Source organism: Corynebacterium urinipleomorphum (genome assembly GCF_900155535.1).
Taxonomy (GTDB): Bacteria; Actinomycetota; Actinomycetes; order Mycobacteriales; family Mycobacteriaceae; genus Corynebacterium; species Corynebacterium urinipleomorphum.
Window position 1 is genome coordinate 215,817 of the sequence record NZ_LT706962.1, and the last position, 20,620, is coordinate 236,436.

The window sequence follows — 20,620 nt, forward strand, 5'->3', positions numbered from 1 at the left end:
ACCCGCGCCCACTCGGCGCGCGCGTGGCTCGGCCACAACGCCGCCCACGACCTCGCCGGCGTGCTCACCCGCGTCGCCGCGTACGAGCCGCGCACCGTCACCATCGCCGGCTGCGAATACCGCGAAGGCCTCAACGTCGTCGGCCTGACCGGGGGAGTAGCCACCAACACGCTTCCCGACGAAGCCGCGCTGACCATCAATTTCCGCTTCGCGCCCGACCGCAGCCTCGACGACGCGAAACAGCACCTCGAGGACACGCTCGCGCTCGAAGACGGCATCGAGTTGCTTTACGACGACGCCGTTCCCGGCGCCCTCCCCGGCCTCGACGCCCCCGCCGCCCAGGGGTTGCTCTCCGCCGTCGGCGGTGAATTCCGCGCCAAATTCGGATGGACGGATGTATCTCGGTTCTCTACGCTTGGTGTTCCGGCTGTGAACTTCGGCCCCGGCGACCCCGGGTTCGCCCACAAGATCGACGAGCAGTGCCCGATCGACCAGATCCGCTCTGTCGCCGACACACTCACGGCGTACCTGTCAGGCGCGTCCGCGTAGCTCTTCCGGGCTGGGCCGTTCAGTCCCGGACAGGCACCGATTGGCGTCGCCTGTTCCTCGGTATTCCGTCGGTGCTCTAGGCGGCACAGCCGGAAAACCCCGACACGTCAAGCAGAAATAGAAAGCATTCTCCGTGGCTCCACACATCACTCCGCGCCCGGACCGGGACCGCACGTTGAGCGGCCCGATCCTGCGGCGGCACAAAGGCGGCGACGCCGATCCCTCCTCGACCTATGACCAGCGGCTGTTGCAGATGGGGCGCGCGGACCATGACTGGAAGCACGCAGACCCGTGGCGCGTCATGCGCATCACCAGCGAGTTTGTGTCGGGGTTCGACGCTCTCCAGGACCTCGACTGGGCAGTGACCGTTTTCGGTTCAGCTCGCCTGGGGGAGGGCACCCCGGAGTACGAGCAAGCGCGGGCACTGGGCAAGGCGCTGGTTGAGGCCGGCTACGCCGTGGTCACCGGTGGCGGCCCGGGCCTGATGGAGGGGCCGAACCGCGGTGCGCACGAAGCCGGCGGCATGTCCGTGGGCCTCGGCATCGAGCTGCCGTTCGAGCAGGGGCTGAACCCCTGGGTCGACCTGGGCCTGAATTTCCGCTACTTCTTTGCGCGCAAGACCATGTTCCTGAAGTACTCGCAGGCGTTCATCTCGCTGCCGGGCGGATTCGGCACCATGGACGAGGTCTTCGAGGTCCTCTGCATGATCCAGACGGGCAAGGTCACTAACTTCCCGATGGTGCTGCTGGGCACCGAGTTCTGGTCCGGCCTGGTCGACTGGATCCGCACGCAGCAGCTCGGCCGCGGTCTCATCTCCGAGGGCGACGACCAGCTCTTCCTGGTCACGGACTCGGTCGAGGAGGCCGTGGAATACATCGTGAACGCCCACCGCGAGATGTCGGACCCGCGGAACCTGCACAAACACGATAAGTAGATGGGCGAGCTCACCTGTGGCCTGCCCCGCGTCATGGCCATCATCAACCGCACGCCGGACTCCTTCTACGACAAGGGCGCGACGTTCGCCATTGACGCGGCACTCGAGCGCTGCCGCGAAGTGGTGGAGCAAGGTGCCACGATCGTCGACGTCGGCGGCGTGAAAGCCGGCCCCGGCGACGAGGTGGACCCGCAGGAGGAGATTGAGCGTGTCGTTCCCTTCATCGCTGCTGTGCGCGGTGAGCTCCCCGCCGGGGTGGACATCTCCGTGGACACGTGGCGCCCCGAGGTCGCCGAAGCCGCAGTGCAGGCTGGCGCGACCCTGATCAACGACACGTGGGCGGGCTTCGAGCCGGAGCTCGTGGAGGTCGCCGGCGCACACAAGGTCGGCTACGTCTGCTCCCACACCGGCGGCGCGACACCCCGCACCCGCCCGCACCGCGTGCACTACGACGACGTCGTCGCTGACGTGATCCGCGAAACCACAACTCTGGCCGAGCGCGCTGTCGCCTGCGGTGTCCCGGAGGAGAAAGTGTTCATCGACCCGACCCACGACTTCGGTAAAAACACCTTCCACGGCTTGGAGATCCTGCGGCGCATCGACGAAGTGGTCGCCACCGGCTGGCCGGTGCTGATGGCGCTGTCCAACAAGGATTTCATCGGGGAGACCACCGGGCGTGCCGTGGGGGAGCGCGTTGCGGGAACGCTCGCCGCCACTGCATGGTGCGCGGCGCGCGGAGTCGCGGCCTTCCGCGTGCACGAAGTCGCCGAAACAGTCGACGTCATCCGCACCACCGCCGCCATCCAGGGCACGGCTCGGCCGCTCGACACGACGCGGGGGCTCGCATAGTGCGGGTCTCCGTGGTCATTCCCGCGCTCAACGAGGAGGGCACCGTCGCGCACGTCGTGCGCGCAGCCCGCGCCTCTTGCGCGGACGAGGTCATCGTCGTCGACTCCGACTCCACGGACGCTACCTCCAGCAACGCGGCGGCGGCAGGCGCTACCGTGCTCAATTGGCGCGGGATTGCCCCCGAGATCCCCGTCCAGCCCGGCAAAGGCGAAGCGCTCTGGCGCGGAGTCCGCGCGGCAAAAGGGGACATCGTCGTCTTCCTCGATGCAGACGTGACCACGGTGGAGCCGGGGTGGGTGGACGGGTTGGTAGGGGGGTTCGTCGATAAGCATGTGCACCTCGTGAAAGCGAGTTACACCCGCGCACTCAACGGCGCCCCGAGCGGCGGCGGGCGCGTGACAGAGCTGACCGCGAAGCCGCTGCTGCGCCTGCTGTTTCCCCACCTCCCGGAGCTCGACCAACCCCTCGCGGGCGAATACGCCATCCGCCGCAGCACCGCGCTGGAAGTGCCGTTCGTCGCCGGGTACGGCGTAGAAGCGGGCCTGCTTATCGACGTCGCCTCCCTCCACGGCCCCTCCTCCCTCACCCAAGTGGACCTCGGGCAGAAAGCCCACCGCAACCGGCCCCTGAGCGAGCTGACCGAGATGTCCGAGACCGTCGCCCGCACCATCCTCTCCCGCGCCGGCGTCCTCGACGTTCCCCAACGCCAGCCGTGGACGGAACTGCGGTAGCATCAGCTCATGCTGTCTTGGTTGATCCTCATCCTCGTCATCGCCGCCATCGCGCTGTTCGGCGCGTGGATCTCCGCCGCCATTTTCGGCCGCGGCGAAGCGGTGCCGCCCATGGATGAGCCGCAGAACGTCATCGCCGACAACCGCGCCGCTGTCGATGAGGGCCGTTACGACGACATCGCGCTTGAAGTCGTGCCCCGCGGATACCGCCAGGACCAGGTCGATGCTCTCATCGAGCACCTGCTCGGCGCGCAAGAGCGTAAGATTGGGGAAGAGTTTCCGCCGGAGGCCACCGCGCCCGCCGACGGAAAGCAGACAATCGAAGAGCCAAGGAGTACCACCACATGGCAGCAATGAAGCCGCGTACCGGCAATGGGCCGATGGAAGTCGTCGAGGAAAGCCGCAAGATCGTGATGCGCATTCCGTCTGACGGCGGCGGGCGTCTCGTGGTGGAGCTCAACAACGAGGAAGCGGCCGAGCTCGGCCAGCTCCTCACCGATGTCGCAGCGCAGTAGAGCTGCAGGTAACATAACGCGCCATGCTCAAAGACATTGTTGATGTACTGGCGGACCCGATCGACGGCAGCGCCCTGACGGGTGCGGACGATTTCAGCCGTCTCGTCTCTGAGACAGGGCATTCTTACGACGTGGCCAAGCAGGGCTACGTCACGCTGGCGTCTGGCGCGGGGATCGCGCACCAGGGCGACAGTCCGGAGATGGTCGCGTCGCGCGAGGCGTTTCTCTCGCGCGGGCACTTTGCGCCGTTCGTGGAGACGGTCACGGAGCGCGTCCTCGACGCCCTCCAATGCCTCCCGCTTGACGACGTCGCCGCGACCCCACCCACCATCCTCGAAGTCGGCGCCGGAACAGGCTATTACCTTTCCCACACACTGGATGCGGTGGAGAATTCCCGCGGCATCGGTGTGGATATCGCTGTGCCCGCCGCGAAGCACCTGGCTAAGGCACACCCGAAAATCGGCGCAGTCGTCGCCGACGTGTGGGACGGCCTCCCGGTGCGCGACCGCTCCGTCGATGTCATTACCGTGATCTTCGCGCCGCGCAATCCGGAAGAATTCGCGCGCGTGCTTGTCGACGACGGCGAGGTCCTCATCCTCACCCCCCAAACCGGCCACTTGGACGAACTTCGCGAGCCCCTCGGCATCCTCGGCGTTGAGGAAGGTAAGCAGAAGCGCATGCTCGAGCAGGCCGCCGGCTACCTCGAGCCCGTCGGGGACCCCGAGCTGATCGAGTTCCCGATGAACTTGGACCGCGAATCCATCGCCGCCCAAGTAGGAATGAGCCCATCCGCCCGCCACCTCGACCCCGAGGTGCTCGCGGAGCGCGTCGCCGCTCTGCCCGAGACAATGACGGTGACTGCCCGCGCGCAGCTCACCCGCATGAAGAAGCCCGCGCGCGGCTAGACCCACTCCGCTAACGCAACTAGACCGTGCCAGGAAGCCCGCGCGACCAGGCCGGTGCGACTACCGCGGCGGGATCACGAACGCGGGGAGCCAGCACGCAGCGAGCACGCAGCCGGCCCAGCTAGCGCGTCCCGCCCACGGGGCTGCGTTACGGGCGGCTCCACTGGTTCAGGATCTCCGCGTCGCCGGAGGCCGTGACGCGCAGATCCCCGACGCCGTTCTCGGGCCAGAAGCGGCTCGCCATGGTCACGGCGCCGCCGCCGGCGAAGACTTCGATGGCGGAGCCGTCCACAAGCACGGAGATGTGGTCTTCGTCCTCGTCGTCCAGCTCGGCTGTGGCGGGGGAGCCGTCGAGGCGGTCGAGCGTGATCGAGTCGCCCGAGTGCGTGATGGTGGCTGCGACGTCACCGTCGGTGTCTAGCACCTCCACGGTCACGGACGAGCCGACGGGAATCTCGCACATGCCGGTCCAGAGCTTCGCGCGTTCGGTGGCGCTCACGGCGTCAGGGAGCCCTTGGGCCGGAGTCTGGAAGAGCTCTCCGCCCGCGAGCGTGACCACGCGCGGAAGGGACAGCGCGTTGGCCCAGCCCTCGGTCTCCCATGTCGGCTGCGTGGTCGGATCGCCGCCGCGGCCCGTGGCTGCGAGAAGACCGAAAATGCGAGCTTCGGAGTAGCGCTCGCCGTCGGTCTGGGTGCCGCGCACGACGTTGGTGCTGCGCGGACGCGTGAAGTCGTGGCCGTAGTCCAGGCGCGTGAATGGCGTTTTCACAGTGAACTCGGTCTCGTGGAGCGTGCCCACAAGGTAGCCGGTGCGGTCGCCGTCCTCCAGCTCGAGAGTGAGGAAGAGGACGTCGTAGATGTCGCCGTCCGCTTCGTCGCGCAGGCGGATGATACGCGGGGCTACCGTCACGTCATCGTCGTTGAGGCCGGTCTCGCCGTTGAAGCGCAGCGGGCCAAGCAGCGACCACGAGGTGCCGTCGGAGGAGTCGAGCACCACCGGGACCGGCTTCTCGGATGGGCCGCTGCTGGCCAGCATGATCCAGCCGGACTGGCCGCGGTCGCGGTCACTGCTCTCCGTCCAGTCGGGGACGACGCAAGGGGAGCGGAAGCGGGTGAAGCGCCCGACATCCTTGACCACAGGGCCAAGGCGCCGCACTCCGGCATCAATGTCACCGTTGTCGTCGACTTCGTCGCAGAGGGTCTCGATTTCGTCGATACGCGCTGCTTGAATCGTCGTCCCTGCGTTGGTGACGGACGTGAAGTAGAGGTCCGTGCCCTCCGGCGACGAGACGACGGAGCCCGCAAGCACGCGGGTTTCGCCGCCGACGGGCGCGATGACATCGTTGCACTCGTAGAAGTCGAACGGGTTGCCCTCGGAGAACTGGTGCGCCCACCGTGCGGGCGCGTCGAGGGTGGGTTCGTACTGGTAGAAGAGGTGCCAGTCGTCGCCGTCGCGGAGCATGCCAGCTGCGGCGTCGAGGATGCCTTTGTCAGCGGTGACATGCAGTTCGGGTCTCAAATTGCTCACAGTTTCGTCCTCCGGGTTACAGAAGCGACTTGTACACGTCGACGGTTTCTTGGGCGATCTTGTCCCAGGTGAATTCCTGCTTCACACGGGTGAGGCCAGCGGCAGCGAAGCGCTTCGTGGTGGCCGCGTCCTGTGCGAGTGCGTTGACAGCGGCGGCGAGATCTTTCTCAAACGCTTGTGTGTCTTCCGCGTCGTAGTGCACCAGGGTACCGGTCTCGCCGTCGACGACAACCTCGGGAATGCCGCCCACATCGGACGCGACAACGGCGGTCTCGCACGCCATCGCCTCCAAGTTCACAATGCCCAGTGGCTCGTACACCGACGGGCACACGAAGATATCGGCGGCCGAGTAGATGTCGCGGATATCTTCCTTCGGCAGCATGTCCGTCACCCAGTGCACACCGTCGCGCGTTTCGCGCAGCTTATCGACGAGCCCCTGCGTCTCCTCCGCAATCTCCTTCGTATCCGGTGCTCCCGCGCACAGAATCAGCTGAATATCCTGGTCGAAGTCCTGTGCCGCCTTGACCAGGTGGGGCACGCCCTTTTGGCGGGTGATGCGACCGACGAACGCGACGATGGGGCGGTCCGGGTCGATGCCGAGGCGCTCGATGACGTTGCCGTCGCCGCTGTTGCCGTTTCCGCTGTTGCTGCCGTTTGTGCCTGCGCCATCTGCAGCGTTATCGCTGTTCGCGTCGGCTGCAGCGCCGCTCGCGTCCTGGCTCGTTTCACTGCGCAAGTCGCCGCTGGGGTTACCCGCGGAGTCAACGGTGGGGTACCAGAAAGAGGTGTCGATGCCGTTGAGGACGACGTGGACGCGGGATTCGTCGATACGCGGGTAGGCGCGCAAGATGGCGTCCTTCATTCCGGCAGACACGCCGATGACGGCGTCCGCGTACTCCATGGCGTTCTTCTCGGACCACGAGGAGACGTCGTAGCCGCCGCCGAGCTGCTCGCGCTTCCACGGGCGGTCCGGCTCGAGCGAGTGCGCAGTGACCACGTGGGGGATGCCGTGTAGCAGGCCGGCGAGGTGCCCGCCGAGACCCGCGTACCACGTGTGGGAGTGCACGACGTCCACGTTGTCGGCGGCGTTGGCCATGCGCAGGCCCGTCGACATCGTCTTGATGGCGCCGTTCGCGTCCTCCAACTCAGTGTCCACCCCGTGGACAAACACGTTTTCCGCGTCGCGTGGCTGGCCCATGCAGTGGACGTCTACGTTGACACCATCAAGCTTGCGCATGAAGCGTGTCAGCTCTGTGACGTGCACTCCCGCGCCACCATAAATCTCGGGCGGGTACTCGCGGGTCATCATTCCGACTCTCATGCTTCCCGAGACTAGTAGCGAATTCACATGCGTGCAGGCACCCACAGAGAGAGGTGGCACGCAACCGATTTTGGCAAGGCGGTGCGGGTTTGTCCGATCTTCCCTAGTGTTAGTGGTGTGAACAGCCAGCCGAATGTCCTCGCAATTGTCCTTGCGGGTGGAGAAGGAAAGCGCCTCTTCCCGCTCACCCTCGACCGTGCTAAGCCCGCCGTGCCGTTCGGCGGCAACTACCGTCTCGTCGACTTCGTCCTGTCCAACCTGGTCAATGCGGGTTACAACCGCATCGCCGTGTTGACGCAGTACAAGTCGCACTCACTCGACCGCCACGTGGCCACCGCCTGGAATTTCTCCGGACCGACGCACCAGTACATCGCGTCAGTTCCGGCGCAGCAGCGCCTGGGTAAGCGCTGGTACCAGGGCTCAGCGGACGCGCTTTTGCAGTCGCTGAACCTGATCTACGACGAACAGCCCGACTACGTCCTCGTGTTCGGCGCCGACCACGTCTACCGCATGGACCCATCCCAGATGGTGGAGAACCACATCGCGTCCGGCAAGGAATGCACCGTCGCCGGCATCCGCGTCCCGCGTGCCGACGCCACCGCCTTCGGCTGCATCCAGTCCAACGAAGACGGCACGATTTCCGAGTTCCTGGAAAAGCCCGCCGACCCTCCCGGCACCCCCGACGACCCAGAGATGACCTACGCGTCCATGGGCAACTACTGCTTCTCCACAGAAGCTCTCATCCGCGCCCTCCGCGAAGACAACGAGAATGAGGAATCCGACCACGACATGGGCGGCGACATCATTCCGTACTTTGTGGAGAAGGGCCAGGCCAACGTCTACGACTTTTCCGCCAACGAAGTCCCCGGCGCCACCGATCGCGACATGGGCTACTGGCGCGACGTAGGCACCATCGACTCCTTCTACGAGGCGCACATGGATCTCATCTCGATCCACCCCGTGTTCAACCTGTACAACAAGTCGTGGCCCATCCACTCCACGGAGGACGAGAACCTGCCGCCCGCGAAGTTCGTCTCCGGGGGCATCGCGCAGGAGTCCATCATCGCGCCGGGGTCCATCATTTCTGGCTCGACGGTACGCAACTCCGTCCTGTCCACCGACGTGCGCGTGGAAGAGGGCGCGACCGTCGAGTCCTCCGTGCTCATGCCGGGCGTCCGTGTCGGCCGCGGTGCAGTCGTGCGCCACGCCATCCTGGACAAAAACGTGTATGTGTCCGACGGCGCGACCATCGGCGTCGACGAGGACAACGACCGCGTCCGCGAGTTCACCATCTCCGACTCCGGTGTCGTGGTGGTCGGCAAGGCCAGCGTCGTCGAATAGTTGGCGAGTCTGCCCGACAGCCGACTCGCGCTGAGCCCGCGCCGGTCGGCGTGCACGCGCGGCTAGGCGGTGCAGCTAGGCGCGCCGCGTCACCAGCGTCACGCCGGAATCGAGCGGCAGACGCGTCACTACGGCACCCTCGAGTCCGTCCACGAGCTCCTCAGCTTCGCGGGCGGCGAGGGTGCCGCGGTCTTTGCGGGTGGGGTCGGTGATGGTGCCGTCGAGAAGCGAGCCAGCAAGGACGAGGGTGCCGCCGGGGGAGAGCAGCGGCCACGCGGCCTCGACGACGGCGGGCAGGTCGACAGGGTCGACGTCGGCGTAAACGAGGTGGTACGCACCCGTAGCCAGGCGGCCTAGGACGTCAAGGGGGCGCGACGGCAGGAAGCGGGCGCGCGAGCCGCCGAACCCGGCGTCGCGGAACGCGGCCTTCGCGCGCGCCTGGTGCTCAGCCTCAGGGTCGATACACGTCAGCGCAGCTTTCTCCGGCAATCCGGCGAGGATGTGCAGCCCCACCACACCGGCTGAGGGAGTCATGGCGACAGCTCCCGTCACGCCGGCTGAGCTCCCGTTGCCGCCGGCAGCAGCCAGGGTGCCCAACAGGGAGCCCACCGCGACGCTCGGGGTGGGGAGGGAGTATTCGGAGGCGTCGGAGCGGGCGTCGATAAGCGTGCCGTCCTGCTCTTTCGCCGTGATGTACTCGTTGAGGGAGGAAAATGCTGAATCGCTCACACGCTCATCCTACGAAATGGACCCCGGCCGTGCGGGCACCAGCGCGGTACGCAACAATAGTGGGCATGCAAGAGGACGTGACGGGCACCGCCGCTTTCGACGCCGGCCGCGGCGCCATGCCGAGCTGGGCCGAACTCGTCGAGGAGCACGCCGACAGCGTCTACCGCCTCGCGTTCCGCCTGTCCGGCAACCAGCAGGACGCCGAGGACCTCACGCAAGAGACATTCATGCGCGTATTCCGCAGCCTGAAAACGTACAAACCAGGCACCTTCGAGGGGTGGCTGCACCGCATCACCACCAACCTCTTCCTCGACATGGTGCGCCACCGCAGCAAAATCCGCATGGAAGCGCTGCCCGAAGACTACGAGCGCGTGCCCGGCACCGCCCCGACGCCCGAGCAGGTGTACTCCGCCGCCAACCTCGACCCCGCGCTGCAAGCCGCGCTCGACGAGCTCAGCCCCGAGTTCCGCGTCTCCGTCGTGCTCTGCGACGTCGTGGGCATGAGCTACGAAGAAATCGCGAAAACACTCGGCGTGAAAATGGGCACCGTCCGCTCGCGCATCCACCGCGGCCGCAGCCAGCTGCGCGCCTCCCTCGAAGCGCAAGCCGCCTCTAGCGAAACCGCGCGCGAGCTCATCCGGGCGAGGTGACAGCCGTGCCTAACTTCGATTCCATCGACCACCTCAACTTCGAAGCTGTCGCCGCGCTTATCGACGACGAACTTACCCCCACCGCCCTCCACCGCGCCCAGAACCACCTCGCGCAGTGCCCCGACTGCCGCCGCGAAGTCGCGCAGCAGAAAGCCGCCGCTGAGGCCGTCCGCGAACACAATACCGACGGGTGCCTGCGCGCCCCGCCGTCGCTCGTGGAGCGCCTGGCCCACCTCGACGAGCCCCCCGCACGCGGCGGCTCCCTAGACGCTCCCTCCCGCAGCGGAAGTTTCCCAGACACCCCCGCTGCTGAACGGAAATGGCCCATCTCCTGGAGCCGCTTACGCGACGGGCTAAAGTGAAACCGTGTTTGACTCAATCGGCTGGGGCGAAATATTCGTCGTCATTCTCGCGGGACTGATCATCATCGGCCCAGAGCGCCTGCCTGGGGTCATCATGGATGTCCGCGCCGCGATCTTCGCCGCGCGCCGCGCGATCAACGACGCAAAGAATGAGCTGTACGGCGAGGAGTTTGATGAGCTCCGCAAGCCAATGAGCACCGTCACCGAGTACGCAGCGATGGGCCCCAAACGCGCGATCGCCAAAGTGCTTTTCGACGAAGACGGCGACTACCTCGACCAGTTCGACCCCCGCCGCATGATGGAGGGCGACCCCTCCGTGAGCAACCACAACCGTCCTGCGGAGCCAGCCGCAGCCGGTGACGCGACAGCCGGTGCCGCGAACGTCGCCGCCACGCCCGACCATGCCGCTCGACCTTCACATAGCGCACAACCCGACCATGCCGCTCAGCCTGCGCATAGCGCACAACCTGCGTACACCGGCGATGCCGAGCATCCCCAGCAGTCGCACCAGACCTCCCAGCCGCAGCCGCAACCGCAACCGCAACCAAGTCAACCCGTACAGCCCAGCGCGTTGGGGCAGCAAGCTGACGCGGACGCGTCGGCGGCAATGGTGCAGGCGAGCTCGAGCGCTCCCGGCACCGATCAGGACCCGAATGCCATTCCGCGGCCGCCGCGGCGTCGGCGACGACAACCCGGGATCAACCCGGCGCACTGGCAAAACGATTCTTCCGCCCAGTCGAGTGGGGGCGGATTCTCCTGGGCCGATATCACGTAGCGCTGGCGGGGTGAGCCGATCGAGCTGGCTGTTATGCCGCTCTTGCCCCGGAACGCCGGATCCGGGGTGGCTGGACGGCGGGAGCAGCCATATCCGGGGCGGCTGACAGCGGGTGCAGCCAGATCCGGGGTGGCCGGACGGCGGGAGCAGCCATATCCGGGGTGGCTGCACGGCGGAGGTAGTTAGTTCCGGGTAACGCCCAAGCCGAGGCTCTTGCCGGCGAGGGAGTCTCGGCGGATCTTCAACTTGCCGGCGATGTTGGCGATGGCCTGGCCGGAGGGAGAGTCGGGGGCCTCCACGGCAATGGGGGTGCCCTCGTCGCCTTGGACGCGCAGCTGTGGGTCGAGGGGGACGGAGCCGATGAGGGGGACCTCGGCGCCGGTGATCGCTGTGAGACGCTCGGCGACCTGCTCGCCGCCGCCGGTGCCGAAGATGTCCATGGTGGAGCCGTCGGGCATGACCATGGCGGACATGTTCTCGATGACACCGGCGACGCGCTGCCCCGTCTGCTGGGAGATGGAGCCGGCGCGCTCGGCGACCTCGGCGGCGGCGGCCTGCGGAGTGGTCACGATGAGTAGCTCTGCATCCGGGACGAGCTGGGCGACGGTGATGGCCACGTCGCCGGTTCCGGGTGGGAGGTCCATGAAGAGGACGTCGAGCTCGGACCAGTAGACGTCGGCAAGAAATTGCTGGATGGCGCGCGTGAGCATCGGGCCGCGCCACACGACGGGGGCGTTGCCTTCCACGAACTGGCCGATGGAGATGTGGCGAACGCCGTGGGCGATCGGGGGCATGAGCATGTCGTCGACAACCGTCGGGCCTTGACCCGTGGAGCCCATCAGGCCGGGAATGGAGTGGCCGTAAATGTCGGCGTCCAGGATCCCGACGGTCAGGCCCTGCGCAGCAAGAGCAGTAGCCAGGTTCACGGTCATCGAAGACTTGCCGACGCCGCCCTTACCCGACGCCACCGCAAACACCCGCGTCGTCGACCCTGGCTGGGAAAACGGAATGACAGGGTCGGACTTGTCGCCTTTGAGACGCTGCGCCAGGTTGCGCCGCTGCTCCTCGCTCATCGTGTGCATGGTCACACTGACCTCGCCCACACCGTCGAGCTCCTCGAGGACGGCGCGCACGTTCCCTTCGATGGTGTCGCGCATCGGGCATCCGGCAATGGTGAGGTAGATGCCGACGGCGACGTCGCGGCCGTCGATACGCACTGATTCGACCATGTCCAGGTCGGTGATCGGTTTGCCGATCTCCGGGTCGTCGACACGCGCGAGCGCGTTGCGGACAGCTGCTTCTGAAATCGGGGCTGTGTCAGTCATCGACCGTAAAGTATATGGCTTCCACGCTCCTGGCTGAAGCCGGCACTACACTCGTGTGAGTAACCGAACGCGACCAGAAGGAAGACACATGAGCCAGCCGACCCCCGCACCGTCCGGTACCCCCGCAAACCGCCGCAACGTCGCCGGCCTGCAACGCCCATCCGGCTGGCCGGTGGGAAGCTTCCAGAACTACGCCGACGCCCAGGCCGCCGTCGACGGGCTGTCGGACCATCAGTTCCCGGTTGAGAACATCACCATCGTTGGTGTGGACCTCATGCAGGTTGAGCGCGTCACCGGCCGTCTCACCTGGGGCCGCGTTCTCGCAGGCGGCGCACTCTCCGGCCTGTGGTTCGGCCTCTTCGTCGGTCTTCTGTTCGCTTTGTTCACGCCGGATGTGTGGCCGTCGTTGCTGTCTGCGTTGGTGATCGGCCTCATCTTCGGTGTCGGTTTCGCCGCCATCGGCTACGCGTTCACTCAGGGCCGCCGCGATTTCTCGTCTGCGACCACCATCGTCGCCGGCCGTTACGACGTTCTCTGCGAACCCGCCAACGCGCCCCAGGCCCGCGACCTGATCGCCCAGATGGGCCCGCACCCGTCCCAGAACCAGGGCAACCAGCGTGTCCAGCCGCAGCAGTCGGCAGCTCAGCAGCCCGCCGCGCCCCAACAGCCGCAGCCAACAGAGCAAACGGACGCGCGCCCTGAGCCGCAATACCCGGCAGCCCAGCAGCCGCAGGATGCCCCGCACGACGTTCCGCGTCACGACGCCCAGAGCTAATGCGAACCCCCCGAAGAACACTCGCGGCCCTCGGTTTCGTGTGCACGGCGTCGCTTGGCGGGCTGACTGCGTGCACGCAGGCGGAGGAGCCGGTGAAGATTGCCGCTGACCCGTCGGATCCGGAGCAGATGGTGCTCGCCGAGATCTACCGCCAGGTGGTGGAGTTGGCGGGGAGGGACGTGGGGATCGTCGGCAAGAAATTTGCTGATGACGGCGAGAAACTCGACATCCTGCAGACCCGCGACGCGAATTTCGCGGTGATGTGCGTCGGCTCGCTGGTCGTTGCCGCGAACCCGGGGGAGACCGCCGCGCTCGAGGCGAACAAGAAGGACGCGGCCGAGGGGGACCTGAACGACGTGGACCTCGCCCTCGCGACGTACGACGCGGCGGTCGGCACATTGCCAGGCAGCTTGACGACGGTCGACCCTTCCCCCGCCCAAGGCTGCCCCCACTCCGACCACGCCGATCTGCCCCAGAACATCATTCCCGTCTATGAAGACGGGCTTTTCGACCGCGGCGTTCGCGGCGCCATCAGCAAGGTCACCCGCGCCCTAGCGACGAACGATTTGGAGAAGCTCGTCGAGCAAACCGAAGAAGACGGTGATCCCGGCGCCGCTGTCAACGCGTGGATGCAGGAGAAGACCGGCATGGGTTCCGAGCTGAAACGCATCGTCGACGAAGGCCAAGCCCGCGAGTCGTAGTCGGCGCTTCACAGCTTCTCGGAGCCCGGGCTCACATCTGCCCAACGCCTGTGTGCCCCGGACTAGCGCCCGCACGTGCTCCGCGCATGCCGATAGGGCCGCAGGGCGTGTTTCGCCCCCGGCCGTACCGGCTGTTTCAGCTCGTGCTTTCGGATGCGCGGCTGCTTCCCGCTTCTATCCGCTATTCCGGTGTCAGTCTGCTGGCCCGCAAATTGATCCTGGCGTTATTCCCGTTGTTTATTCTCGTTGTTTTCCGAATAACAGGTGCATCGCGCCGTATTGGTGGGTGGTGTTCGCCGCCGGTCGCCCCCTGGGGGATACCCACACTGGGGTTCCGGCCCTGATCTCTACCCGTCCGCGGTGGTGGCGGGTGGGGTCATCATCGTTGAAGTGTCCTGGGTTTAGTTCCGATCATTTCTAGAGAAGGATTGGAATCATGCCAAGGAAGTACAGTGACGAGTTCAAGGCCAAGGCAGTGCGTTTGGCTGAGGATCTCGTTGAGCTCGAAGGGTGTTCGAAATGGGGTGCAGCCGTAGAGATCGGTGAAAAGCTCGGCATTCCAGCGCACACGCTCAACGATTGGTTGAAGCCGAATATGGCCTCGTCCGATGTTGAGATTGGCGCCGGCGAGTCAGCGGCTGACGAGCTGAAGCGGCTCCGGAAAGAGATTAAGGAGCTACGCAGGGCTAACGAGATCTTGAAAACCGCGTCAGCTTTTTTCGCGGCGGAACTCGACCGTCCCACCAGAAGATGATCGAATACATCGATGCGTATCGCGATCGCTTCGGGGTCGAGGCTATCTGTCGCACCTTGAAAGAGACAGAATGTGGGTTCATCACCTCTCGCGGTTACCGAGCAGCGAAAGCACGAGCGCCGTCGGCGAGGAGTTTGTCAGATGCGCTGCTTATTCCTGAATTGGTGAGGGTCTACGAGGACAACTTCAGCGTCTACGGGGTCCGCAAGATGTGGAAGGCTATGCAGCGCGCCGGCTGGAACATCGGTCGTGATCAGACCGCGCGTTTGATGAAGCAAGCTGGTATTCAAGGCCGCAGGCGTGGCCGCACACCGATGACAACGCTTCGGGCCAACGTGCCGGATTGCCGCCCTGACCTGGTCAACCGTGACTTCACTGCACCCGCGCCGCACCGGTTGTGGGTCGCTGACATCACCTATGTGCGCACCTTGTCTGGTTTTGCCTACACCGCGTTTATCACCGATGTGTACTCCAGGAAGATCGTCGGTGTGGCGACTCGGGCGAGCATGCGTACCGATGAACTGCCGTTGGAGGCCTTTGAGCACGCTTTGTATCACGCTGGTGATCTTCGCTCAGAAGGGCTTGTCCACCACAGTGACCGCGGCTCGCAGTATGTCTCGATCCGTTATGGTGAAGCGCTCGCCCAGGCCGGTATCGATCCGTCTGTCGGCACCGTCGGCGACTCCTATGACAACGCGTTGGCTGAAACGGTCAACGGGCTCTACAAAACAGAGCTGATTTATCCCCACCGGCCGTGGGCATCGGTCGGTGAAGTCGAGATCGCCACCCTTCGCTGGGTGCACTGGTGGAACAACCAGCGACTTCATCAATCCCTGGGATATATCACTCCACAGGAGATGGAGGACGCCTACTATCAACGATCAGACGCTCAAACGTTGGGCGTTAAATAAGCGGAACAAAAACCAGGACGCTTCACGTTGGTGCGGTTGTGGTACCTGCACACCACCGCCAAGTTATCCATGTTGGTTTGCCCACCCCTCGACCAGGCGGTGACGTGGTGCACCTCGCAGTTATCAGCGGCATGCCGGCACCCCGGCACAGGACACGTTGTGAGTGTTGCTCGGGCCAGGTCACACTGCTTCGCATTGGCGAACCGTTTCGTGTCGTATAGGTTCACCGCACCCGCCTGCGGGTGGAAGATCGCTACTTCCAGATCCTCACCATGGAACCGGGCCAAATACTCCGCACCGGTCATGGTGGTGCCGTCGGATAGTCCCAGGATGGTGTCATCGCCTTCACCACGCAGAATCCTCGTGTGCTCTGCTAACGGGACCACCACCAGTGGGCGGGGTACAGCATCAGCCACACCACCATCACCACGCAGAATGTCGGTCAGTGCTTCATACATTTGCGGGCCTGCCGGACGACCCGGATCCAGGTTCCGGCGCAGGGCGTATTCGAGGGCGGCGATGAAGCTGTCGTCACCGGTGGCGGTAAAAGAGCGTTTGCCTTTCTTCGGTGTGCTGAACCGGACCGTCGACTCCGGGGCGGGTGTGTCCTGATCAGGATCCGGGATGATGGTCTTCGCACGACGCCGCAGAGTGTTGTAGTCACCCGGCACGGACAGCAACGCGAGGCGGAGCCGCCACGTCTCACTGGCCGGCTTTATGGGCTTCAATTGGTTCTCAATGAACACCAACTGATCCAGAGACTTCCCCGTCTCACGGGCAATGCGGATGGCGTGGGCTTGCTGACGGGCGAACCGGGTTGTGCCGTAGTAGACGGTGTGGACACGCTCCCACTCATCAACAGTGGCGGGTTTGACGCCGGCGTCACGAGCAGCCTGACGGTCAAACCCAGCCAGGATATCCAAAGGACTCGCAACAGAAGCGAGAAACGCGTCAAACGTGTTCATGCCCCACACGCTAAAACCCGACAACCACGAACGAAAGGACACGGCCCGAAACCTGTGGATAACCGTCGACGCCGCCGGAGTTATCCACAGCCCCCGGTTCCATCACACGTTGAAACCACCCTCTGACGTGCGCAAAAAGGCGGTTCCATGGAGCCCCGAAAAATATCGGGGCTCACGCGGGGCAGCAAAAACCCGCCCCCTCGCCGCGGAAGGAAAAGCGGGAAGGGGGCGGGGAGGGGAGGTTAGGCGAAGGCTTCGTCGATAAGCGCTTTCTCCTCTTGCTGGTGGACCTTGGCCACACCGGTCGCTGTGGTGGACTGTGCGCGGCGGGAGATGCGGCGCATCGGCGGGAGGTCGTCCACGAGGTTGGCCAGGTGCTCGTTGTAGAACGGCCACGGACCTTGGTTTGCGGGCTCATCCTGGACGAACCGGACTTCCTTGGCGTTCGGGTAGTTGGCGAACGCCTTGTTGAGGCGGTTGAACGGGATGGGGTGGAGCATCTCGATGCGGATGATGGCCACGTCGTCACGCTCGTCCTTCTGGCGGCGCTTCTCCAGGTCGTAATAGATCTTGCCGGAGCACAGGATGATGGTGGTCACCTTGTCGGCGTCGCCGATGACCTTGTTCTTCGCGTCGACGATGTTGGGGTCGTCGATGACGGAGCGGAAGGACTTGGACTCGATGAAGTCGGCGGGCTGGGAGACGGCTGCCTTGTTGCGCAGCATCGACTTCGGGGTGAAGACGACGAGCGGGCGACGCATATCGCCGAGAGCTTGACGGCGCAGCAAGTGGAAGTGGTTCGCCGGCGTCGACGGCTGTGCGACGGTCATGGAGCCCTCGGCGACGAGCTGCAGGAAGCGCTCAATGCGTGCCGACGAGTGGTCCGGTCCCTGCCCCTCGTAGCCGTGCGGGAGCAGCATGATCAGGCTGGACAGCTGGCCCCACTTGGTCTCGCCGGAGGAGATGTACTCGTCGATGATGGTCTGGGCGCCGTTGGCGAAGTCGCCGAACTGCGCCTCCCATGCGACGAGTGCGCCCGGGTTACCCACGGTGTAGCCGTACTCGAAACCGAGTCCGCCGTACTCGGTGAGCGCCGAGTTGTAGATGCGGAAGCGGCCGCCGTTGCCTTCCTCGATGGCGTGGGCGTCGAGCGGGTTGTACTGCTCGCCGGTGTTCGGGTCGAACAGGACGCCGTGGCGCTGGGTGAAGGTGCCGCGCTTGGAGTCCTCGCCGGCGAGGCGGACAAGCTTGCCTTCTGCTGCGAGGGAGCCGAAGGCGAGGAGTTCGCCCCAGGCCCAGTCGATGTTGCCGTTCTCGAAGGAGCCGCCGCGGGACTTCAGCACCGACTTGAGGCGCTTGTTGGGGGTGAAGTCGCCGGGGAGCTCGGCGTAGGCGGAGGCGAGGGCCTTGAAGGTGGCCTCGTCGATAGACGTGTCCAGGCCGCGGGTGAGCGACTGGGACTCGGTGATGCCGTGCTGCTCGGCCGGGGAGCCGCCGTCTTCCTTGACGTCGTTGAACACGGAGTCCAACTGGTCGTGGAAGTCGCGCTTGGCAATCTCGGCTTCTTGCTCGGTGATGTCGCCGCGGCCAATGAGGTCCTTGGTGTAGCGGGTACGCACCGACGGGTGGGACTCGATGCGCTCGTACATGAGCGGCTGGGTCACCGACGGGTCGTCGGCCTCATTGTGGCCGCGGAGGCGGTAGCAGAGGAGGTCGATGAAGACGTCTTTGCCGAATTCGCGGCGGTACTCGGTGGCCAGCTGGCCGACCCATGCGGCTGCTTCGGGGTCGTCGCCGTTGACGTGGAAGACGGGGCAGTCGAAGCCCTTGGCCAGGTCGGTGGCGTAGTAGGAGGAGCGGCCCTGGTCCGGGGTGGTGGTGAAGCCGATCTGGTTGTTCACCACGATGTGGACGGTGCCGCCGACGTCGTAGCCGTTGAGCTTGGACATGTTCAGGGTTTCCTGAACGACGCCGAGGCCGGTGAAGGATGCGTCGCCGTGGAGCATCATCGGGACGACGGAGTGGTCGTCGGCGTTCTTGTTGTGGTTCAGGATGTCCTGCTTGGCGCGGGCGATACCGACCATGACCGGGTCGACGGCCTCCAGGTGGGACGGGTTGGCGGCCAGAGTGACCTTGATGTCGCCGTCGCCGAACATCTGGATGTGTTCGCCCTCGAATCCGAGGTGGTACTTCACGTCGCCGGAGCCACCCTGCTGGGCCGGCTGCAAGTTGCCCTCGAACTCGCCGAAGATGGTCTTGACGGGCTTGCCCACGATGTTGAACAGCACGTTGAGGCGACCGCGGTGCGGCATGCCGATGACTACTTCGTCGAGGCCCTGGCCGGCAGCGGTGTCGATGACGGCGTCCATGAGCGGGATCAGAGTCTCGGCGCCCTCGAGGGAGAAGCGCTTCTGGCCGAGGTACTTGGTCTGCAGGAAGTTCTCGAAGGCCTCTGCGGCGTTGAGCTTCTGCAGGATGTACTTCTGCTCGGCGCTGGTCGGCTTGGGCATGCCCACCTCGATGCGGTCGCGCAGCCATTCGCGCTCGTCGCGGTCGAGGACGTGGGTGTATTCGGCGCCGACATGGAGGGTGTAGGCGGCGCGGAGGCGGGTGAGCACCTCGCGCAGCGTCATGGTCTCCTTGCCGCCGAAGCCGCCGACGTGGAAGGTGCGGTCCAGGTCCCACAGGGTGAGGCCGTGGGTTTCCAGCAGCAGGTCGCGGGAGTCCGGCTTAGGCAGGCCGGGCTGGTGCCAGTGCAGCGGGTTGGTGTCGGCCATGAGGTGGCCGCGGGAGCGGTACGCCTCGATGAGGTTCATCACGCGCGTGTTCTTGTCCACACCGCTGTTGGGGATGTCCTGGGCCCAACGCATCGGGGCATACGGGATCTGCATGGCATCGAAGATCTCGTCCCAGAACTTGTCGTCGTTAAGCAGCTGCGAGATGTCGCGGAGGAATTCGCCGGACTCTGCGCCCTGGATGACGCGGTGGTCGTAGGTGGAGGTCAGCGTGGTCAGCTTGCCCACACCGAGCTCTGCGAGACGGTCCTGGGAGGCGCCGGCGAATTCTGCCGGGTAGTCCATGGCGCCGACGCCGACGATGGTGCCCTGGCCCTTGGTCAGGCGCGGGATGGAGTGGCGGGTGCCAATGCCGCCCGGGTTGGTCAGCTGGATGGTGACGCCCTGGAAGTCCTCGAGCTTGAGCTTGTTCTTGCGGGCGCGGTCGACGATGTCCTCGTAGGCCTTAACAAACTCGTCGAAGGTGAGGGTCTCGCACTCCTTGATGGCGGCGACGACGAGGGCACGCGTGCCGTCCTTCTGGGGGAGGTCGATGGCCAGGCCGAGGTTGATGTGCTCGGGCGTGACCACAAACGGCTTGCCGTCCTTGACGGTGTAGTTGACGTTCATGCCCGGGTGCAGCAGAGCGGACTTCACTATGGCCCAGCCGATGATGTGGGTGAACGAGATCTTGCCGCCGCGGGTGCGCTTCAGGTGGTCGTTGATCTGGGCGCGGTTTTCAAACATGAGCTTGACCGGCATGTCGCGCACGGTCGTCGCCGTCGGGACGGTCAGGGACTCGTCCATGTTCTTCGCGATGGCTTTGAAGGTGCCCTTCAGCTGGGTCTCGCCAGCCTCCGGCAGCGGCTTGAGGCGGTCCATCGGGGACTGCTTCGTCTTCTTCTTGCCCACCTGCTTCTCCGACGGTGTGGGCACCTCCTTGACGGCGGTGTCTACGCGGGTCTCGCGGCCGTCCTGGCTCGGTGCACCGGTGGTCTCGGAGACCTTGGTGTCGGTGCGGGCCTTGTGCGGCTGGGTGTCCTGGGCCGCTGCCTTCTTGGCGGCGGGGGAGACGAGCGGGGTGGCCTGGCTAGCGCCGGCGTTGCCCTGTTTGTCGAACATTTCACGCCACTCGTCGCCGACAGAGTCCGGATCGTTCTTGTACTGCTGGAACATCTCATCAACCAGCCAGTCGTTTTGGCCGAATGTGCTCTCGCTGCTCACGG

19 protein-coding genes, 1 pseudogene and 1 other annotated feature are annotated in these 20,620 nt (G+C 65.3%); of the genes and pseudogenes, 14 read left to right on the forward strand and 6 right to left on the reverse strand.

Translation table 11 applies throughout. The annotated features are described in order from the left end of the window. The 7 genes from CZ338_RS11020 to CZ338_RS01800 form a co-directional block, all read left to right on the forward strand. A partial coding sequence (locus CZ338_RS11020; RefSeq protein ID WP_235839383.1) for a peptidase dimerization domain-containing protein occupies positions 1-549 on the forward strand: 549 nt, incomplete at its 5' end. A gap of 133 nt (positions 550-682) precedes the next feature. Beyond that, positions 683-1,483: an LOG family protein gene (locus CZ338_RS01775; RefSeq protein WP_087116506.1), complete on the forward strand. Its 801-nt coding sequence runs from the start codon at positions 683-685 to the stop codon at positions 1,481-1,483. Continuing rightward, entirely contained in the window at positions 1,484-2,332 is an 849-nt protein-coding gene (folP, locus tag CZ338_RS01780; RefSeq protein WP_087116508.1) for a dihydropteroate synthase, read from the forward strand. Then, positions 2,332-3,063 carry a glucosyl-3-phosphoglycerate synthase gene (locus CZ338_RS01785; protein ID WP_204211805.1) on the forward strand — a complete coding sequence of 244 codons (732 nt, stop codon included), beginning with the start codon at positions 2,332-2,334 and terminating at the stop codon, positions 3,061-3,063. The genes folP and CZ338_RS01785 overlap by 1 nt, the downstream gene beginning before the upstream one ends. A 9-nt stretch (positions 3,064-3,072) precedes the next feature. Continuing rightward, positions 3,073-3,420 carry a cell division protein DivIVA gene (locus CZ338_RS01790; RefSeq protein WP_204211807.1) on the forward strand — a complete coding sequence of 116 codons (348 nt, stop codon included), beginning with the start codon at positions 3,073-3,075 and terminating at the stop codon, positions 3,418-3,420. Continuing rightward, a complete protein-coding gene (locus CZ338_RS01795; RefSeq protein WP_087116512.1) occupies positions 3,408-3,578 on the forward strand; it encodes a DUF3117 domain-containing protein in 171 nt (56 codons plus the stop codon). The genes CZ338_RS01790 and CZ338_RS01795 overlap by 13 nt, the downstream gene beginning before the upstream one ends. A 23-nt stretch (positions 3,579-3,601) precedes the next feature. After that, on the forward strand, positions 3,602-4,483 hold the full coding sequence (locus CZ338_RS01800) for a methyltransferase domain-containing protein (RefSeq protein WP_087116514.1): 882 nt from the start codon (positions 3,602-3,604) through the stop codon (positions 4,481-4,483). 148 nt (positions 4,484-4,631) lie between these two features. On the opposite strand, the gene CZ338_RS01805 is transcribed toward CZ338_RS01800, so the two are convergent. Together CZ338_RS01805 and CZ338_RS11345 are read right to left on the reverse strand one after the other, a co-directional pair. Next, complete coding sequence (locus CZ338_RS01805; RefSeq protein ID WP_087116516.1) at positions 4,632-6,011, reverse strand: GH32 C-terminal domain-containing protein; 1,380 nt, start codon at positions 6,009-6,011, stop codon at positions 4,632-4,634. A gap of 16 nt (positions 6,012-6,027) precedes the next feature. Then, positions 6,028-7,332 carry a glycosyltransferase gene (locus CZ338_RS11345; RefSeq protein WP_235839384.1) on the reverse strand — a complete coding sequence of 435 codons (1,305 nt, stop codon included), beginning with the start codon at positions 7,330-7,332 and terminating at the stop codon, positions 6,028-6,030. Positions 7,333-7,449: 117 nt separating this feature from the next. On the opposite strand from CZ338_RS11345, the gene glgC reads away from it, so the two are divergent. Beyond that, positions 7,450-8,673 (forward strand): glucose-1-phosphate adenylyltransferase, encoded by a 1,224-nt coding sequence (gene glgC, locus CZ338_RS01815; protein WP_235839385.1) that lies wholly within the window; start codon positions 7,450-7,452, stop codon positions 8,671-8,673. Positions 8,674-8,748: 75 nt separating this feature from the next. Here glgC and CZ338_RS01820 read toward each other — a convergent pair whose 3' ends face one another. After that, entirely contained in the window at positions 8,749-9,402 is a 654-nt protein-coding gene (locus tag CZ338_RS01820) for an O-methyltransferase (protein WP_087116522.1), read from the reverse strand. A 65-nt stretch (positions 9,403-9,467) separates the two neighbouring features. Here CZ338_RS01820 and sigE point away from each other — a divergent pair, with 65 nt between their 5' ends. Genes sigE through CZ338_RS11030 form a run of 3 tightly spaced genes read left to right on the forward strand, consistent with a single transcriptional unit; the run spans position 9,468 to position 11,189 of the window. Next, positions 9,468-10,052 carry an RNA polymerase sigma factor SigE gene (sigE, locus tag CZ338_RS01825; RefSeq protein ID WP_087116524.1) on the forward strand — a complete coding sequence of 195 codons (585 nt, stop codon included), beginning with the start codon at positions 9,468-9,470 and terminating at the stop codon, positions 10,050-10,052. Positions 10,053-10,057: 5 nt separating this feature from the next. Further along, on the forward strand, positions 10,058-10,414 hold the full coding sequence (locus tag CZ338_RS01830) for an anti-sigma factor family protein (protein ID WP_162287286.1): 357 nt from the start codon (positions 10,058-10,060) through the stop codon (positions 10,412-10,414). A gap of 4 nt (positions 10,415-10,418) precedes the next feature. Continuing rightward, the gene (locus CZ338_RS11030; RefSeq protein ID WP_235839386.1) at positions 10,419-11,189 is read left to right on the forward strand and encodes a Sec-independent protein translocase family protein; all 771 of its coding nucleotides are present in this window, start codon (positions 10,419-10,421) and stop codon (positions 11,187-11,189) included. A 182-nt stretch (positions 11,190-11,371) separates the two neighbouring features. Here the strand turns inward: CZ338_RS11030 and CZ338_RS01840 are convergent, their stop codons facing one another. Further along, the gene (locus tag CZ338_RS01840) at positions 11,372-12,514 is read right to left on the reverse strand and encodes an Mrp/NBP35 family ATP-binding protein (protein ID WP_087116528.1); all 1,143 of its coding nucleotides are present in this window, start codon (positions 12,512-12,514) and stop codon (positions 11,372-11,374) included. 88 nt (positions 12,515-12,602) lie between these two features. Between CZ338_RS01840 and CZ338_RS01845 the strand changes: the two are divergent. The 3 genes and pseudogenes from CZ338_RS01845 to CZ338_RS01855 form a co-directional block, all read left to right on the forward strand. Beyond that, positions 12,603-13,097 (forward strand): annotated as a pseudogene (locus CZ338_RS01845) (general stress protein); the annotation flags it as partial. 191 nt (positions 13,098-13,288) lie between these two features. Continuing rightward, on the forward strand, positions 13,289-13,990 hold the full coding sequence (locus CZ338_RS01850) for a hypothetical protein (protein ID WP_143341229.1): 702 nt from the start codon (positions 13,289-13,291) through the stop codon (positions 13,988-13,990). Positions 13,991-14,426: 436 nt separating this feature from the next. Beyond that, positions 14,427-15,655 (forward strand): IS3 family transposase gene (locus CZ338_RS01855; RefSeq protein ID WP_143341230.1). Its coding sequence is split into 2 segments (ribosomal slippage): positions 14,427-14,703 and positions 14,703-15,655, totalling 1,230 coding nucleotides; the frame shifts between segments, so codons are not numbered across the junction. Then, positions 14,702-14,801: a sequence feature (AL1L pseudoknot), on the forward strand. It overlaps the preceding gene by 100 nt. Here CZ338_RS01855 and CZ338_RS01860 read toward each other — a convergent pair. Both CZ338_RS01860 and CZ338_RS01865 read right to left on the reverse strand, forming a co-directional pair. Beyond that, entirely contained in the window at positions 15,634-16,620 is a 987-nt protein-coding gene (locus CZ338_RS01860; protein WP_143341231.1) for an HNH endonuclease signature motif containing protein, read from the reverse strand. The two genes, CZ338_RS01855 and CZ338_RS01860, sit on opposite strands and share 22 nt — an antisense overlap. A 242-nt stretch (positions 16,621-16,862) precedes the next feature. After that, positions 16,863-20,618, reverse strand: coding sequence for a multifunctional oxoglutarate decarboxylase/oxoglutarate dehydrogenase thiamine pyrophosphate-binding subunit/dihydrolipoyllysine-residue succinyltransferase subunit (locus tag CZ338_RS01865; RefSeq protein WP_087116534.1), 3,756 nt, complete (start codon positions 20,616-20,618; stop codon positions 16,863-16,865). Between the last annotated feature and the right edge of the window lie 2 nt (positions 20,619-20,620).

Bases quoted from the DNA above. Each gene is read 5' to 3' on its own strand.
- CZ338_RS01790 (WP_204211807.1), top strand. From the start codon at position 3,073: ATGCTGTCTTGGTTGATCCTCATCCTCGTCATCGCCGCCATCGCGCTG.
- CZ338_RS01850 (WP_143341229.1), top strand. From the start codon at position 13,289: ATGCGAACCCCCCGAAGAACACTCGCGGCCCTCGGTTTCGTGTGCACG.
- CZ338_RS01800 (WP_087116514.1), top strand. From the start codon at position 3,602: ATGCTCAAAGACATTGTTGATGTACTGGCGGACCCGATCGACGGCAGC.
- sigE (WP_087116524.1), top strand. From the start codon at position 9,468: ATGCAAGAGGACGTGACGGGCACCGCCGCTTTCGACGCCGGCCGCGGC.
- CZ338_RS01795 (WP_087116512.1), top strand. From the start codon at position 3,408: ATGGCAGCAATGAAGCCGCGTACCGGCAATGGGCCGATGGAAGTCGTC.
- folP (WP_087116508.1), top strand. From the start codon at position 1,484: ATGGGCGAGCTCACCTGTGGCCTGCCCCGCGTCATGGCCATCATCAAC.
- CZ338_RS01860 (WP_143341231.1), bottom strand. From the start codon at position 16,620: ATGAACACGTTTGACGCGTTTCTCGCTTCTGTTGCGAGTCCTTTGGAT.
- CZ338_RS11345 (WP_235839384.1), bottom strand. From the start codon at position 7,332: ATGAGAGTCGGAATGATGACCCGCGAGTACCCGCCCGAGATTTATGGT.
- CZ338_RS01840 (WP_087116528.1), bottom strand. From the start codon at position 12,514: ATGACTGACACAGCCCCGATTTCAGAAGCAGCTGTCCGCAACGCGCTC.